This window comes from Kribbella soli, from assembly GCF_004331345.1.
Lineage (GTDB): Bacteria > Actinomycetota > Actinomycetes > Propionibacteriales > Kribbellaceae > Kribbella > Kribbella soli.
The window spans coordinates 2,542,815-2,557,348 of sequence record NZ_SJJZ01000001.1; the positions used below are offsets into that span (position 1 = coordinate 2,542,815).

Annotated in this window: 15 protein-coding genes; 7 read left to right on the top strand and 8 right to left on the bottom strand. The window is 68.3% G+C overall.

From position 1 onward, the window contains the following. Nucleotides 1-69 precede the first annotated feature (69 nt). A complete protein-coding gene (locus E0H45_RS12800) occupies nucleotides 70-843 on the top strand; it encodes a TetR/AcrR family transcriptional regulator (protein ID WP_131337297.1) in 774 nt (257 codons plus the stop codon). Here E0H45_RS12800 and E0H45_RS12805 read toward each other — a convergent pair. The 3 genes from E0H45_RS12805 to E0H45_RS12815 all read right to left on the bottom strand — a co-directional run bounded on the left by E0H45_RS12805 (nucleotide 829) and on the right by E0H45_RS12815 (nucleotide 3,653). Continuing rightward, nucleotides 829-1,431 (bottom strand): FMN reductase, encoded by a 603-nt coding sequence (locus E0H45_RS12805; RefSeq protein ID WP_131337299.1) that lies wholly within the window; start codon nucleotides 1,429-1,431, stop codon nucleotides 829-831. The genes E0H45_RS12800 and E0H45_RS12805 overlap by 15 nt on opposite strands. After that, a complete protein-coding gene (locus E0H45_RS12810; protein ID WP_131337301.1) occupies nucleotides 1,428-2,567 on the bottom strand; it encodes an LLM class flavin-dependent oxidoreductase in 1,140 nt (379 codons plus the stop codon). Before E0H45_RS12810 ends, E0H45_RS12805 begins: the two co-directional genes overlap by 4 nt. 210 nt (nucleotides 2,568-2,777) lie before the next feature. Then, nucleotides 2,778-3,653, bottom strand: a complete 876-nt coding sequence (locus tag E0H45_RS12815) for an aldo/keto reductase (protein ID WP_131337303.1) — start codon at nucleotides 3,651-3,653, stop codon at nucleotides 2,778-2,780. Between the two features lie 118 nt (nucleotides 3,654-3,771). Here E0H45_RS12815 and E0H45_RS12820 point away from each other — a divergent pair, with 118 nt between their 5' ends. Beyond that, nucleotides 3,772-5,328 (top strand): alkaline phosphatase D family protein, encoded by a 1,557-nt coding sequence (locus tag E0H45_RS12820; RefSeq protein WP_131337305.1) that lies wholly within the window; start codon nucleotides 3,772-3,774, stop codon nucleotides 5,326-5,328. After that, entirely contained in the window at nucleotides 5,328-6,137 is an 810-nt protein-coding gene (locus E0H45_RS12825; protein WP_131337307.1) for a polysaccharide lyase family protein, read from the top strand. The genes E0H45_RS12820 and E0H45_RS12825 overlap by 1 nt, the downstream gene beginning before the upstream one ends. 2 nt (nucleotides 6,138-6,139) lie before the next feature. On the opposite strand, the gene E0H45_RS12830 is transcribed toward E0H45_RS12825, so the two are convergent. Next, on the bottom strand, nucleotides 6,140-6,982 hold the full coding sequence (locus tag E0H45_RS12830) for a helix-turn-helix transcriptional regulator (protein ID WP_131337309.1): 843 nt from the start codon (nucleotides 6,980-6,982) through the stop codon (nucleotides 6,140-6,142). An 86-nt stretch (nucleotides 6,983-7,068) separates the two neighbouring features. Between E0H45_RS12830 and E0H45_RS12835 the strand changes: the two genes are divergently transcribed. Continuing rightward, nucleotides 7,069-7,815: an SDR family NAD(P)-dependent oxidoreductase gene (locus E0H45_RS12835; protein WP_131337311.1), complete on the top strand. Its 747-nt coding sequence runs from the start codon at nucleotides 7,069-7,071 to the stop codon at nucleotides 7,813-7,815. A 9-nt stretch (nucleotides 7,816-7,824) separates the two neighbouring features. On the opposite strand, the gene E0H45_RS12840 is transcribed toward E0H45_RS12835, so the two are convergent. After that, nucleotides 7,825-9,405: an alkaline phosphatase D family protein gene (locus E0H45_RS12840; RefSeq protein ID WP_131337313.1), complete on the bottom strand. Its 1,581-nt coding sequence runs from the start codon at nucleotides 9,403-9,405 to the stop codon at nucleotides 7,825-7,827. A gap of 172 nt (nucleotides 9,406-9,577) precedes the next feature. On the opposite strand from E0H45_RS12840, the gene E0H45_RS12845 reads away from it, so the two are divergent. From E0H45_RS12845 to E0H45_RS12855, 3 genes are read left to right on the top strand one after another with little or no spacing between them, the layout of a single operon-like run. Next, nucleotides 9,578-9,808 carry an antitoxin VbhA family protein gene (locus tag E0H45_RS12845; protein ID WP_131295164.1) on the top strand — a complete coding sequence of 77 codons (231 nt, stop codon included), beginning with the start codon at nucleotides 9,578-9,580 and terminating at the stop codon, nucleotides 9,806-9,808. Beyond that, a complete protein-coding gene (locus E0H45_RS12850; RefSeq protein ID WP_131337315.1) occupies nucleotides 9,805-10,623 on the top strand; it encodes a Fic/DOC family protein in 819 nt (272 codons plus the stop codon). Before E0H45_RS12845 ends, E0H45_RS12850 begins: the two co-directional genes overlap by 4 nt. 19 nt (nucleotides 10,624-10,642) lie before the next feature. Then, on the top strand, nucleotides 10,643-11,125 hold the full coding sequence (locus E0H45_RS12855; protein WP_131337317.1) for a GNAT family N-acetyltransferase: 483 nt from the start codon (nucleotides 10,643-10,645) through the stop codon (nucleotides 11,123-11,125). Here the strand turns inward: E0H45_RS12855 and E0H45_RS42850 are convergent. From E0H45_RS42850 to E0H45_RS12870, 3 genes are all read right to left on the bottom strand, one after another. Further along, nucleotides 11,106-12,176: a hypothetical protein gene (locus E0H45_RS42850; protein ID WP_202872271.1), complete on the bottom strand. Its 1,071-nt coding sequence runs from the start codon at nucleotides 12,174-12,176 to the stop codon at nucleotides 11,106-11,108. The two genes, E0H45_RS12855 and E0H45_RS42850, sit on opposite strands and share 20 nt — an antisense overlap. A gap of 68 nt (nucleotides 12,177-12,244) precedes the next feature. After that, the gene (locus E0H45_RS12865; RefSeq protein WP_131337319.1) at nucleotides 12,245-13,684 is read right to left on the bottom strand and encodes a diguanylate cyclase domain-containing protein; all 1,440 of its coding nucleotides are present in this window, start codon (nucleotides 13,682-13,684) and stop codon (nucleotides 12,245-12,247) included. 81 nt (nucleotides 13,685-13,765) lie between these two features. Continuing rightward, nucleotides 13,766-14,521 (bottom strand): sugar phosphate isomerase/epimerase family protein, encoded by a 756-nt coding sequence (locus E0H45_RS12870; RefSeq protein ID WP_131337321.1) that lies wholly within the window; start codon nucleotides 14,519-14,521, stop codon nucleotides 13,766-13,768. Between the last annotated feature and the right edge of the window lie 13 nt (nucleotides 14,522-14,534).

Genomic DNA, 14,534 nt, shown 5'->3' on the forward strand with positions numbered 1-14,534 from the left:
TAGAGTGTACCGTACATTGTACGGCTCAGGTACGATGCGTTCAACGACGAGCGGTGGAGGAAGGTTCCGGTGGCGGGAAGGAAGGCGGCGGCACCCGATCCGGCGCGCAGTCTGGCGCTGCTCTGGGGGAGTCACACCAAACCCGGCCGCTCCGGCCTGACGGTGCGCGCGATCGTCGACGCGGCGATCGCACTCGCGGACGTGTCCGGGCTCGACGCGCTCTCGATGCGGACCGTCGCCGAGCGGCTGAAGGTCGGCACGATGTCGCTCTACACGCACGTCCCCGGCAAGGGCGAGCTCACCGACCTGATGTTCGACCAGGTGTACGGCGACCTGTATGCGGACCCCGACGAGCCTTCGAATCAGCCCGGCGGCTGGCGCGGCGCGCTCGAGTTCATCGCCCTCCGCAACTGGGACGTGCTGACCGCGCACCCGTGGATCCACGAGGTCCCGACGATGCGGACCGCGCTCGGCCCGAACATCACGCGCAAGTACGAGACCGAGCTACGCCCCCTGGACGGCCTCGGCCTGACCGACGTCGAGATGGACTCGGCCCTGACGCTCGTCCTCACCCACGTCCAGGGCACTGCCCGCGCCGGCGCCGAACAACTCCGCACCCAACGCGACTCCGGTCTCTCGGACGAGGAGTGGTGGCGTCAGATCTCCCCGACGCTCACCACGGTTATGTCCGGCACCCACTTCCCCACAGCCGGTCGCGTGGGCACCTCGGTTGGCGAACACTTCCAGTCCGCCATGGACCCCGCCCACGCCCTGACCTTCGGCCTGACCACAATCCTGGACGGCCTGACCCCGCTGATCACATCTCGTTCAGCTGTTCAGTAGGTCCTCGAACGGGGTCGGGTTCTCGAACGGGTCGGCCTGCGTGGGGGTTTCGTTGTGGAGGGCTGCCACCAGTTCGGTCGCGGCTTGGGCGATCCGGGGGCGGAGGCCGGCGGCGTTCGGGCCCCAGTCGGTGGAGGCGGCGTACACGGCTGTCGAAACCGGGAGCGCCTTGAGGTAGGCGAACAGCGGCCGGAGGGCGAACTCCAGGACCAGCGAGTGGCGTTCGGTGCCGCCGGTTGCGGCGAGCAGGACGGGCTTGCCGGCCAGGGCCTGGTCGTCGAGTACGTCGAAGAACATCTTGAACAGGCCGGAGTACGACGCGCTGAACGTCGGACTGACCACGATCAGCGCATCGGCGCCGGCCACCGTCTCGAGCACCTCGCGCAACGAGGACGACGGGAAGCCGGTCAGCAGGTTGTTGGTGAGGTCGTGGGCGTGATCGCGGACTTCGATCAGCTCGATCCGCGATCCGATGCCGCGTCCGGACAACTCGTCCCGCACGGCTTCCGCCAACTGGTCGGCGAGCAGCCGGGACGACGACGGCGTCGTCAGCCCAGCCGTCACTACCGCGATGACCTTGTCCTTCATCGGCTCGACTCCTCCACCGCCGCGACCGTCGGCGGCTCCTCGATCGTCTCCAGGTCGCGTGCCCGCTCGGCCGCGGCCTTCAGGGAAGCATGCGTCGGCGCGTCCGGAACATGCGCCGGCTTCAGCGCCGCGAACTCCTTCCGCAGTACCGGGACCACTTCTTCGCCGAGGATGTCCAACTGCTCCAGCACGGTCTTCAACGGCAGCCCGGCGTGGTCGATCAGGAACAACTGCCGCTGGTAGTCACCGAAGTGTTCCCGGAACGACAGCGTCCGCTCGATCACTTCCTGCGGGCTCCCGACCGTCAATGGCGTCTCCCGGCTGAAGTCCTCCAGCGAGGGCCCATGTCCGTACACCGGTGCGTTGTCGAAGTACGGCCGGAACTCGCGCACCGCGTCCTGCGAGTTCTTGCGCATGAAGATCTGCCCGCCGAGCCCGACGATCGCCTGGTCCGCGGCGCCGTGCCCGTAGTGCTCGAAGCGCTGCCGGTACAGCTCGATCATCCGCTTGGTGTGCGTGATCGGCCAGAAGATGTTGTTGTGGAAGAACCCGTCACCGTAGTACGCCGCCTGCTCGGCGATCTCGGGTGACCGGATCGAGCCGTGCCAGACGAACGGCGGTACGTCGTCGAGCGGCCGGGGCGTCGACGTGAACGCCTGCAACGGCGTACGGAACTTGCCTTCCCAGTCCACGACCTCCTCGCGCCACAACCGGCGGAGCAACGCGTAGTTCTCGACGGCGAGCTGGATCCCGTTGCGGATGTCCTGCCCGAACCACGGGTACACCGGGCCGGTGTTGCCGCGCCCCATCATCAGGTCCACCCGGCCGTCGGCCAGGTGCTGCAGCATCGCGTAGTCCTCGGCGATCTTCACCGGGTCGTTGGTCGTGATCAGGGTCGTCGAGGTGGACAGGATGATCTTCGACGTCTGCGCGGCGATGAACCCGAGCTGGGTCGTCGGCGACGACGGCACGAACGGCGGGTTGTGGTGCTCGCCCTGCGCGAACACGTCCAGCCCGACCTCTTCGGCCTTCAGCGCGATCCGGACCATCGCCTTGATCCGCTCGCCCTCGCTGACCGTGGTTCCCGTCGTCGGGTCCGTGGTCACGTCCCCAACGCTGAACACCCCGAACTGCATCCGTCCTCCTCGATATGTAGTTCACTATTAAACTACTGATACTTGGGATAACGCCAATCCTCGGCGAGTCATTCCGGAGGAGCGGACGTGTGCCACTCACCAAACACCAACGCCGACCCCGCGCCACGCTCGAGCGCGGCGGGATCGGCGTTGGTCCCCGCAGTTGGTGAGTGGCTGAGGTCCGCCCTCACATCGAGTGTTCCTGGCGGATCAGGCGGCGTCGAGTGTCGCGACCTGGTCGGCGGTCAGCTGCAGGTCCAGGGCGGCGTACGAGTCGCGGATGGTCTCGGGGCGGCTGGAGCCGGGGATCGGGATCACGTACGGCGACTTGGCGAGCATCCAGGCCAGCGTCAGGCGCTGCGGCGAGACGCCGAGCTCTTCGGCCAGGGTGTGGAACGCGGGGTGCTTCGCGCCGAGCTCGCCGGCGCGCGAGATGCCACCGAGCGGCGACCACGGGAGGAACGCGATGCCGAGAGAGTCGCACAGCTCGAGCTCGGGCTCGCTGGACCGGAACGCCGGCGAGAACTGGTTCTGCACCGAGACGAGCCGGCCGCCGAGAATCTCCTGAGCCTGCTTGATCTGCGCGGGGTTCGCGTTCGAGATGCCCGCCATCCGGATCTTGCCGGCGTCGAGCAGGTCGCGGATGGCGCCGACCGAGTCCTCGTACGGCGTCTTGGGGTCGGGCCGGTGGAACTGGTACAGCCCGATCGCCTCGACGCCGAGCCGCTTCAGCGACGCCTCGGCCGCCTCGGCAATGTGCTTCGGGGACCCGTCCAGCGTCCAGCTCCCGTCGCCGGGCCGGAGGTGGCCGCCCTTCGTCGCCACCAGGACGTCCGAGGTGTCGCCGCCGTACGACGCCAGCGCCTTCGCGATCAGGCTCTCGTTGTGGCCGTCGTCGGTCGCGGTCAGGTGGTACGCGTCGGCGGTGTCGATCAGCGTGATCCCGGCGTCCAGTGCGGCGTGGATGGTCGCGATCGAGCGGGCCTCGTCGGGCCGGCCCTCGATCGACATCGGCATCGCGCCGAGCCCGATCGCGGATACCTCGACGTCACCGATCCGGCGGGTCTTGTTCGTGTCAGCTGCCATACGTCCAACCTCCCGCGCGCCGATCCCGAATTCCAACAGGAATCTCCGCAGGGATTCAGTACTCCGAGTGGTCAATGTGGTCAAGGGCTTACAAATCGAAGAGTTGTTACGTAAGAATATGGCGGAACTCGCCCGAGGAACGGAGCCGCCAGTGCCGTCCCGTCGTACCTTTCTCCAGCTCACCGGCCTGAGCGCGGCCTCGGTCACGCTCGGCATCGCCGCGCCGGCCACGGCCGACGCCACCCCGGTCCGCCCGATCCCGGACGGCGCCTTCGCCCTCGGCGTCGCGTCCGGCGACCCGCGACCTGACGGCTTCGTGCTGTGGACCCGGCTCGCCCCCACTCCGCTGGCCGTCGACGGCCATGGCGGCATGCCGGCCGGCGAGGTGCCGGTGCAGTGGGAAGTCGCCGAGGACAGTCGCTTCCGGAACGTCGTACGGCGAGGGCTCGCGATCGCCTCGCCCGACCTGGCGCACGCCGTCCACCCGGAGGTTCGTGGTCTCCGGCCAGGACGCGAGTACTTCTACCGCTTCCGCGTCGGCACCCAGGTCAGTCCGGTCGGTCGCACCAAGACGCTGCCGACGTACGGCGAGCAGTTCACCTTCGCGACCGCGTCCTGTCAGGCGTGGTACCACGGCTACTTCGCCGCGCATCGCGACATCGCGCGGCGGGCCCCGGACGCGGTGTTCTTCCTCGGCGACTACATCTACGAGTACGGGATCGTCGCCGGTGACAACCTCTGGCGCGCGGGCGTCACGGTTGGACCGGAGCATGGTGTCGAGATCGAGACCCTGGAGCAATACCGCTTGCGCTACAGCCTCTTCAAGACCGACCCCCATCTCCAGGCGGCGCACGCGGTCGCGCCCTGGTTCCTGGTCTGGGACGACCATGAGGTGCAGAACAACTACGGTGCCGCCAACTCGCTGTACGGCGTACCGCCTGAGCTCTTCGTCCATCGGCGCGCCGTCGCCTATCGCGCGTACTACGAGAACGCACCGCTCGCCCTCGACAGCCTCCCGCAAGGTCCGGACGGCCGCATCTACCGCCGGTACGACATCGGCTCCCTGGCCAGGGTCCACCTCCTCGACACGCGCCAGTACCGCGACCCGCTACCCGTCGACGAGGCCGATCGTGTCTCCGAGCAGCGCACGATCATGGGCAAGGAGCAGGAAACCTGGCTGTACGACGGACTTCGCGGCTCGCGCGCGCCGTGGAACATCGTCGCGGGCGGCGTCGTACTCAGTGCCGTGACCGACGACCGCACCGAGCAATGGGACGGCTATCCGGCCAACCGCCGCCGCGTACTCGAGGCGATGGGCGGAGCCGGGACGTCGGTGATGCTCACCGGCGACATCCACCGCCACGTCGCGTCGGAGCTCAAACTCGACTTCGCCGACCTTGCCTCGCGGACCGTCGGTGTCGAACTGGTGTGCTCGTCGGTGGGCTCGAACGGCGACGGCACCGACACCGACGCGTACGAGAAGGACTGGCTGCAGCACCCGTACATGAAGCTCTACAACGCCCGTCGCGGCTACGTGCACAGCACGATGACCCGCTCCGAGCTGACCACCGAGTTCGTGAACTTCCCGTACATCCAGGCCGACGCGAACGCCCAGCCGAACGTCGTCGCCCGCTTCCGCACGCCCGTTGCCGACCCCCGCCTGGAGGCACTGTGATGCGTCGACCACCAGCAATCACCGGCCTGCACGGTGCCGGCGGCATCAGAATCGTGACGCTCGACTGGAAGCCGGTCTCGTGGGCGACCGTCGTCGACCACTACGCCGTGTACGCCGACGGCGCCCTGATCGGCAAGACCGTCTACCCGCACTTCGTGCATCGCGGCCTGGACTTCACCGGCGTCACGAGGTCCTACTCGGTCGTCACGGTCGATGCCGCAGGCAACCGATCCGCCCACTCGAGCTCGGCGGCGGTCGCGAATCTGACGTCGGTCACGATCTCCGGTACGCCGGTGGCGACGGTCGGCAGGTTCGACGGCAAGGGCTCCGAGCTCGCCCTCTCACCGAAGGGATACGCCGAGTATCCGACCCGCTTCCCGTCGGACGTCGACTACACGTTCGGTACGTCGACCCCGGCGGCGGACTGGTCCTACTTGCTGCCCGGTCCCGCGGACAAGTGGGCCGGCACGAAGAACCACCGCGCCACGTTCCGCTTCGACCTTCCCGCCGTACCCGAGCAGGATCTCGACCTCGCGCTCTGGTTGATCGACAGCCACGCCAGCCTCGCGGCCTCGGCGCTCCTGACGATCAACGGCACCGAGGCCGGCCGGCTCACCTTCGCCAACGGCGCCACCAAGGGCTCGACCATTGCTGACAGCACCTACCCGGGGTCGCCGCTCAAACCGTCGTACCTGGAACGACCGTTGCCGAAGGCCCTCTTCCGTCAAGGACAGAACACCCTTGAACTCTTCAAGGACCAAGGCTCCTGGATCGCGTACGACGCCCTGGGGGTGTTCGCCCGACGCTGAGGTCAGCCAGGCAGGTCGAGGCGCTGGGTGCCGACCACGGACAGCAGCTTGAGCGCCTCCTCCGACGGGGAACCGGGCGTCGCGGTGTAGATGATCACCTGCTGGTCGCAGTCCGGGATCGCGAGCGCGTCGCAGTTCACCGTCACCAGTCCGACCACCGGATGCTGGAACGACTTGCACAGCGTCGGCTCGGCCGCGATCTCCCTGGCCTCCCACAGTTCGGCGAACGCCGCACTCCCGGCCAGCAGGTCGGCGATCAGCTCCCGGATCTCCGGGTCGTCGGGGTACCGGGCCGCGGTCGACCGCAGTTGGTTGACCGAGCTCCGGGCGAAGCGTCGGCCGTCGACCACGGAGTACACGTGCTGTTGGTTGTCGAGGAACGCCCGTCGGATCAGGTTCCGGTCGCGGCGGGAGCGGACGGAGAAGTCCTCCATCAGTGCGGTGGCCAGGTGGTTCCAGGCGATCACCTCGTAGGAGGCCGACAGGACGATCGCGGCCGCGTTCGGCAGCCGGTCGAGGAGGTCGAGAATGCTCTGCCGCACCTCTCGCGGCGGTCCGGTCGGCCGCACCGGCGGCACCCCGGCCAGGTGGTGCAGATAGTTGCGCTCGGCCTCGGTCATCCGCAGGGCCCGGGACAGCCCGGCCAGCACCTCGCTCGACGGATGCGGCGCCCGGGCCTGCTCGAGCCGGGTGTAGTACTCGGTCGAGATGTACGCCAGTTGCGCGACCTCCTCGCGGCGGAGACCCGGCGTACGGCGTCGCCGCCCGGCGGGCAGGCCGACGTCCGACGGGTTCACCCGCTCCCGTCGGCTGCGCAGGAATGCCGCCAGTTCCGCCTTGTCCACGGCATCCAGTCTGCCTGGCTGCGTTAGGTTAACCAGGTACTACCGATGCCTGGTTACCGATCCCTGCAGCGCCAAGGCTCGAAGACATGGACAAACTGCTCGAGAACAAAGTGATCTTCATCGTCGGAGCCGGTCGCGGGATCGGCGCCGCGGCCGCCCGGTTGTTCGTCGCCGAAGGCGCTCAGGTGATGCTCGCCGCCCGCACCGAGTCGCAGCTGGAGTCCCTTGCGAAGGAGCTCGACGCGGCGTACACGGTCTGCGACCTGGGTGATCCTGATTCCGTGGGCGCGGCCGTCGACCGGACGGTCGCGGAGTACGGACGCCTGGATGCCGCCTTCAACAACGGCGCGATCGGTCAGCCGCCGGGCCCGATGGACGGACTCAGCCAGGAAGCGTTCGACCAGGTCTACGCCGTGAACCTCAGAGGAGTGTGGTCCGCGATCGTGGCCGAGGTCGGTGCGATCCGCGCCACCGTGGGGCAGGGCAGCATCGTCACCACCTCGAGTGTCGGCAGCTTCGCCGGCAACCCGGCGCTCCCGGCGTACGGCGCGATGAAGCGGGCCGCGAACAGTCTGACCGAGTCCGCGGCGATCACGTACGGACCCGAGAACATCCGGGTCAACGCGATCGCGCCCGGCACGACGATGACCGAGATGCTGCAGGACTGGGATCGTGCGACACCTGGTGTCATCGACGCGCTGAACGCCCGGACCCCGCTCGGTCGAGGGGCCGACCCCAGTGAGGTCGCCGAGGCCGCCGCCTGGCTGCTCAGCGACCGGGCGTCGTACGTGACCGGTGCTGTGCTGCGGGTGGACGGCGGCCTCGGCGTTTGATCAGGTGTTTCAGGCGGAGTGGACGTGCGGGCGGCGGTCCTCGACGACGTACGTCGCCCGCGTGCTGATCGGTGCACCCGGCGTCTCGACGTGCGGCACGACGCGGAAGTCGTTACGCCACTGGTGCTGGTCGACCGTGACGCGCGAGTAGCCGCGCTGCGAGTTGAAGAACTTCAGGTGCGGGTTCGCGGCCAGGAACTGCTGACCCTGGTCCGTCGTGTCGGCGCCGTTGCCGCCGCTGGTGATCGACGTACCGACGAACTCGGTGCCGACCGACGCCGAGTCCGGGTTCGCGAAGTCACGCTTCAGTTCGAGTGCGTAGTTCTGGTGCCGGTCGCCGGTGATCACCACCAGGTTGCGGACGCCGCTGTCCTGTGCGGCCGCCAGCACCTTGTTGCGCTCGGCAACATAACCGTCCCACGGGTCCAGCCAGACGTGCGTCTCCGGACCCGGCGTCCAGTCGGTCTGGCCCATCGGGGTCTGGTTGCCGATCACCTGCCAGCGCGCCTTCGATCGGCGGAAACCGTCCAGCAGCCAGGCGCGCTGCTTGCCGCCGAGCATCGTATTGTCCGGATTGAACCGGTCGTCGCAGGTCGACGAGTCGCCGTCGCCGCACGGCTGGTCGCTGCGGTACTGGCGGGTGTCGAGGATCGTGAAGTCCGCGAGCCGGCCGTACGGGAGCCGGCGGTGGTAGCGGATGTCGGGCCCGGACGGCATCTGCTCGTGCCGCACCGGCAGGTTCTCGTACATCGCCTGGAACGCCTGTGCGCGACGGGCGCGGAACACGGCCGGGTCCTGGTCCGGCTCGGTGTCGATCTGGGAGATGTCGCCGGCCCAGTTGTTCTCCACTTCGTGGTCGTCGAATGTGTGGATCCACGGGTGTGCGGCGTGCGCGGCCTGCAGCGGAGCCTCGGTCTTGTACAGCGAGTACTGCAGCCGGTACCGCGCGAGGTCGAACGTCTCGGTGTGGAACCGCGGGTCGGTGGTCACTCCGCGCTTGTTCGTCTTCACGCCGGACTCGTACAGGTAGTCGCCGAGGTGCACGACGAGATCGAGGTCCTCTTGAGCCATGTGGTCGTACGCCGTGAAGTACCCGTCCTGCCAGGCGTTGCACGATGCGAACGCGAACCGCAGTTCGCGCGGGTTCGCCAGCGGGTGCGGGGCGGTCCGGGTCCGGCCGGTCGGCGAGACCTCGTGACCGGTGCGGAAGCGGTAGTAGTACACGTGGTCAGGCAGCAGGCCGCGGATCTCGGGGTGGACGCTGTGCCCGAGTTCGGGGGTTGCGACGACGCTCGAGCGCCGTACGACGTGGCGGAAGTTCTCGTCGTACGCGACCTCGTACTCGACCCGGACCGGGCGCGCGGGCATGCCGCCCTTCCCGTCGACGGCGTACGGAGCGGTGGCGAGACGCGTCCACAGCACGACCCCGTCGTACTGCGGATCGCCCGAGGCGACCCCGAGTGTGAACGGGTTGCCGGTGCCGGACGGGGACGCGTACGTGGTCGAGGCGTCCCAGGCCCCGGTGCCGAGCAGTACGGCGCCTGCGCCCGCACCCCCGTACCCGAGGAAGCGACGGCGGGACACGGACATGGTTCCTCCAGATGACGGGCGGTCGGAAAGCGTTGTCAGTGTTCAGTCGCTGGGTGGCGGTGGCCTGACGCGGAGGTTAACGGCCCAGTTCGGTAAATTAACGAGAGTGGACGGTAGGAGCCGGGGCTTCGCTAGGCTGGCCGGAATTGCCGACTACACGGGGAGCTGACAGATGCCGTACGAACCGTGCCGCTACGCGCGCCGGTGGCCGGACCTTTTCGACCAACTCGACGACGAGCAGAAGCAGCGGGTCAGTGACGCGCTGGCGAACAACCGTCTGGAGGGCTGGGAGCCCGGCCGGGACGACGTCGCCGATCTGATCGATCGCGAACTGGGCCGGATCGACACCGCCGAGTACATCCGCCGGACCCTGTCGAAGGTGACCGGCGGCGGGCCGGCGTGACCGAGGAGGTCTCGCCGGAGGAAGCTGCGGAGGCCGCCGAACGGAAGCAGCGCTGGGACGCCTACCTCTGGGAACCGGGCAGCTGTCTGAAGAACAAGCTCGACATCAAGAACCCGATCGAGCTGCACTTCGCCGAGTACAGTCTGCGGGCCGTCCGGCAGGGCGAGATGGACCGTGGTGAGGTCGACATTCCGCGCACGTACGACAAGGCGCACCTGCAGGCGATCCACAAACACATGTTCCAGGACGTGTACGACTGGGCCGGGAAGTTCCGGGACGTGAACATGTCCAAGCAGGGCAACCCGTTCGTGCCGCCCGAGCGCCTGGACAAGTGGACCGAGAAGGTCAGCAACAAGGTCAACGAGAAGGACTGGTCGACGATGTCGCGCGAGGAGTTCGTGCAGAGCATCGCCGAGGTGTACAGCTACCAGAACCTCACGCACCCGTTCCGGGAAGGAAACGGTGCGACCGCCAAGCAGTTCATCAGCCACGTGTCCGAGATGTCGCCGTACCGCCTCGACTTCGACAAGGTCGAGCGGGACGAGTGGAACGCGGCGTCGAGTGCGGCGTACCCGGCGGATCTGGAGAAGAGCACCGACCCGGACCCGCGCAAGATGTACGCCGTCTTCGACAAACTGACCGTCGAACGCGGCGCGGTCCTACGGGCCGACCCGGAACTCGCGGCCGCCCTCCAACTCCAGAACTCGACGTACGCCGGAGTCGAGGAGTCGGAGCACATCGACATCGACGACAAACGCCCAGGCACCCACGCCGTCGAGCTGGAAGCCGAGGCGGAGAACGAGCACCAGAACTGACCGGTGCAGGATAGGCCGTATGCAGACCGACGAACGGATTCGCCGTGCCCGGCCAGAGGACATCCCGGCGATCGTGGAACTGGTGTACGCGCTCGCGGAGTACGAGCGTGCTCCCGAGGAGTGCCACCTCACCGCCGACCAGCTGCAGACCGCCCTCTTCGGCGACACCCCCGCCGCGTTCTGCCACGTAGCCGAACACGAGGGCCAGGTCGCCGGCTGCGCGATCTGGTTCCTCAACTTCTCCACCTGGCGCGGCGTCCACGGCATCTACCTCGAAGACCTCTTCGTCCGCCCCGAAACCCGCGGCACCGGCCTCGGCAAAGCCCTCCTCACCGCCCTCGCCCAGGAATGCGTCCGCAACAACTACGAACGCCTCGAATGGTCCGTCCTCAACTGGAACACCCCCGCCCTCGACTTCTACCAATCCCTAGGCGCCAAACCCCAGGACGAATGGACCACCTACCGCCTGACCGACGGCGCCCTCAAGAACCTGGGTTCGTAAGGAACCTCTCCCGCAGCTCGCTCAGGAACTGGGCCTTGTCCGTGAATGCCCCGAGCCCGAGCCAGGTCGCCCCGATCGCGGCCCAGAGCGGATCCCCGTCGTACGCCGCGGTGACCACCATCGAGGCGTTCTCGAAGGGATCGAGTTGGTCGTCCCACCGATCCGGCCTGCTCACGAGGCGCAGGGTCGCCCGCAACTCCGTGCCCGGCGGGACCGGGGGTTGCGGACCGTTGAGCGCATCGAACAGTTCGTCCCCACGGTCCATCCGCTCGAGGATCCCGGCGATCCTCTCGAGCCGATCGAACCCAGCCTCCACACAAGCCCTCCGCGCGACCCAGCGGGCGATCGCGCGGAGGGTCTCAGGACCGGTCCGCTCGAAGGCATCCACCAACGGCCGGTCGACCGCCGACAGTTCCCGAGCGAACCGGATGCTCTCTATCCGATCACTCGGCAAGGCACCGCCCCACGCCGCCGCGTGCTCTGCGAGTCTTTGCTCCTCGGCCTGCCGGGCCTTCTCCGCCTTCAGCTCGGCCAACTGGGCCGGCGTCGGCTGCTGACGGGCGAACTTGTGCCAGTACGCCGCCTGCTTGCTGGTCTCCTTCACCACCCGATCCGGCGCAGGCCGCGCCGGCCAGAACTGCAGTAGGTACCGGTCGACCAGCGGCTCGTCGTCCATCGGCGGCCCGGCCTGGTGACCCGCGTCCATGTTCCAAGCGGAGTACCGAACGCGGTAGTCCACCTGCGGCTCCAGCTCCAGCGGCCACGGTCCACCGCTTCCTCCCCAGGCAACCAACGCCGCGTCACCGATCGGCCGGTACGCCGCCTCGACGACGTCCTCCGCGCTGTACTCGACCGAGGGCATCGTGTCGTGTACTTCGACCGTAAAGCCGACCTTCCCGGTGTGCAGCCCGGTGATCAGGAACAACTTCCCCGCCACCGCCGCCCCACACAACCCATTCCGCTGCCCAGCGAAGCATTCGCCAAGGTCGGCGTAGTTGTCCGCACTCTCCACATAGATCTGCGCGTACGCGACCCATGCCGGTCCCGTCATAACCGTCCGCATGATGCTCCCCCAGGTCCTACGACTGGGTCCTTTCAATCACATCCCACCGGACAGCGCTAGGGGCGGCGGTTCTTGGCGGTGTACATGGCTTGGTCGGCCTCGTGGAGGAGGGCGTCCAGGTCGGTGGTGATGGGGGTGATGGGGACGGTGCCGACGCTGGTGGTTACTTGGACGGCGATGTTGGGGAGGGGGCGGCTGACGGCGGTTTCGAGGCGGGTGATGAGGGTGGTGAGGTCGTCGCCGGTGATGTCTTCGGCCAGTACGGCGAACTCGTCGCCACCGAGCCGCGCAACGGTGTCGCCGTGGCGGACCGCCGTACTGAGGCGGGTTGCGATCTCGCGGAGGGCGCGGTCGCCGGCCTCGTGGCCGTAGCCGTCGTTGACCAGCTTGAAGTGGTTGAGGTCGCAGAACAGCAGGGCTCCCGGGCGGCCGGTGGCGCGGGTCTGCTCGAGGACCTTCGTGAAGCGGTGCTGCAGGAGCCGGCGGTTCGGCAGGCCGGTGAGTGGGTCGTGTGCGGCGTGGTGGCGGAGTTCGCGCTCGGCGTCCTTGCGGGCGGTCACGTCGTCGATCTGCACCAGCAGGATCCGCGGCAGCCCGGCGCCTTGCGTGACGAGCGCCGCCGTACCGGCGAGCCAGATCGCGTTGCCGGTCGGCTGCGTGAACACCCGCTCGAACCGGTACGTACCGTTGCTGGCGGCAACCTCTTCCAGCTCGACCCGGGTCTGGTCCGGCTCCTCGTCCCGCAGGAAGCTCACCAGCCGCGTCCCGAGCAGCTGGTCCGGGGCGTAGCCGGTGATCCGGCAGAACGCGTCGTTCACCCGCAGGATCCGGCCCAGCTCCGGCCCGTCGAACGCGACCGTCGCCATCCCGTTCCCGGCGCCCTCGAAGACCAGCCGGAACGTCGCCTCGCTCGCCTCCAGCCGGGTCTTCTCGGCCAGCAGCCGATCGGTCAGCCGCGCCTTGTCGATCGCCAGCCCGGCCTGGGTCGCGAAGATCTCCAGCAGCTCCCGATGGATCGGACCCGGCCGGCGCTGGTCCTCGGGCAGGTCGACCGACAGCATCCCGACCAGGTCGCCGTCGGACGAGTACAGCGGCGCGAACAAGGCGTCCAGCGGGTGCCACGCGTCCGGTGCGTCGGACACCGGTACGTCGGGCACCCAGCCGGTCACCTCACCCTCCGGGAGCCGCTCGTGCGGCACGAACCGGAGCTTGCCCCACGCGTCCGCGATCGCGAACTCGGCGTCGAACAGGTCCGCCGCGCTCACCTTTCCGAGGAGCGCCGCCCGGGCCTCCGGCGACCCGGCGACGGCGATCACCTCGAACTTCCCGTCCGGGTGCCGCAGGTTCAGTACGGCGATGCCGAAACCGAGCCCGTTCACCACACCGTCGACGACCGCCTGCAGCGTCTCGGCAAGGCTGCGCCCAGCGCCCATCCGCGCACTCACCTCGTACAGGCGACGGACGGCAGACAGCCGGACAGCGGGCTCGTTCTGCACCCGTTGAGAATAGGCCGATTTCACCAGGCGTGAGCAGACGTATCCACAGCTGACCCGGTTAAGCGTTTGTTGTCACAGGATTCAGTACCGGAGTTCGGTCAGTCCGCGGTAGCTGCGCTCGGCCGACTTCCAGGCGTCCGTGGGCTTGTCGTGCTCGACCAGGTACTGCTCCACGCCACCCGACTCGGAGTGCGCGAACATGGCGCCGAAGTCGAGCTTCCCGGCCCCGACGTCCTCCCAGGACCCGTCCTCGGCCATGTCCTTGACGTGCAGCGCCGGGAACCGGCCGGGGTGCTCCTGGAACAGCTTCGCCGGGTCGTGCCCGCCGTCGACCGCCCAGTACAGGTCCAGCTCGAACCCGAGCAGCTCCGGGTCCACGCCCAGCAGGATGTCGTACAGCACCTGCCCGTCGACCTCGTCGAAGTCCCGGCCGTGATTGTGGAACAGCAGCTTCAGCCCGGCGTCCCGCGCCGCCTTCCCGGCCTCGGTGAACGCGGCCGCGGCGGTCTTGAAGCCCTCGACCGAGTGCAGTTCGGAAGGAATCGACGGTACGACGGCCCACTGCGCCCCGAGCGTCTGTACGTCGGCCAGCGCGCCGGCCCAGTCGTCGCTCAGCCGCTTGTACCCGACGTGCTCCAGCACGATCGACAGCCCGGCGTCGTCCGCGAACCCACGGATGTCCGCGGCGCTGTGGTCGAACCGCCCACTCACCCCCACTGTGCGGTACCCGATCCCGGCGAGCCGCTTCAGCGTCCCCGAGTAGTCGTCGGCCAGCACATCGCGCATCGTGTAGAGGTGCATGCCGATTCCGTCGGCAGGAATGGTCCGGTCAGTCATACAGGTAGCTCCT

What these genes read in the sequence shown, in the direction of transcription:
- E0H45_RS12845 (WP_131295164.1), top strand. Translation starts at nt 9,578, where the DNA reads ATGCCGTACGAACCGTGCCGCTACGCGCGCCGGTGGCCGGACCTTTTC.
- E0H45_RS12855 (WP_131337317.1), top strand. Translation starts at nt 10,643, where the DNA reads ATGCAGACCGACGAACGGATTCGCCGTGCCCGGCCAGAGGACATCCCG.
- E0H45_RS12835 (WP_131337311.1), top strand. Translation starts at nt 7,069, where the DNA reads ATGGACAAACTGCTCGAGAACAAAGTGATCTTCATCGTCGGAGCCGGT.
- E0H45_RS12870 (WP_131337321.1), bottom strand. Translation starts at nt 14,521, where the DNA reads ATGACTGACCGGACCATTCCTGCCGACGGAATCGGCATGCACCTCTAC.
- E0H45_RS12840 (WP_131337313.1), bottom strand. Translation starts at nt 9,405, where the DNA reads ATGTCCGTGTCCCGCCGTCGCTTCCTCGGGTACGGGGGTGCGGGCGCA.
- E0H45_RS12820 (WP_131337305.1), top strand. Translation starts at nt 3,772, where the DNA reads ATGGCGGAACTCGCCCGAGGAACGGAGCCGCCAGTGCCGTCCCGTCGT.
- E0H45_RS12815 (WP_131337303.1), bottom strand. Translation starts at nt 3,653, where the DNA reads ATGGCAGCTGACACGAACAAGACCCGCCGGATCGGTGACGTCGAGGTA.
- E0H45_RS12810 (WP_131337301.1), bottom strand. Translation starts at nt 2,567, where the DNA reads ATGCAGTTCGGGGTGTTCAGCGTTGGGGACGTGACCACGGACCCGACG.
- E0H45_RS42850 (WP_202872271.1), bottom strand. Translation starts at nt 12,176, where the DNA reads ATGACGGGACCGGCATGGGTCGCGTACGCGCAGATCTATGTGGAGAGT.
- E0H45_RS12825 (WP_131337307.1), top strand. Translation starts at nt 5,328, where the DNA reads ATGCGTCGACCACCAGCAATCACCGGCCTGCACGGTGCCGGCGGCATC.
- E0H45_RS12805 (WP_131337299.1), bottom strand. Translation starts at nt 1,431, where the DNA reads ATGAAGGACAAGGTCATCGCGGTAGTGACGGCTGGGCTGACGACGCCG.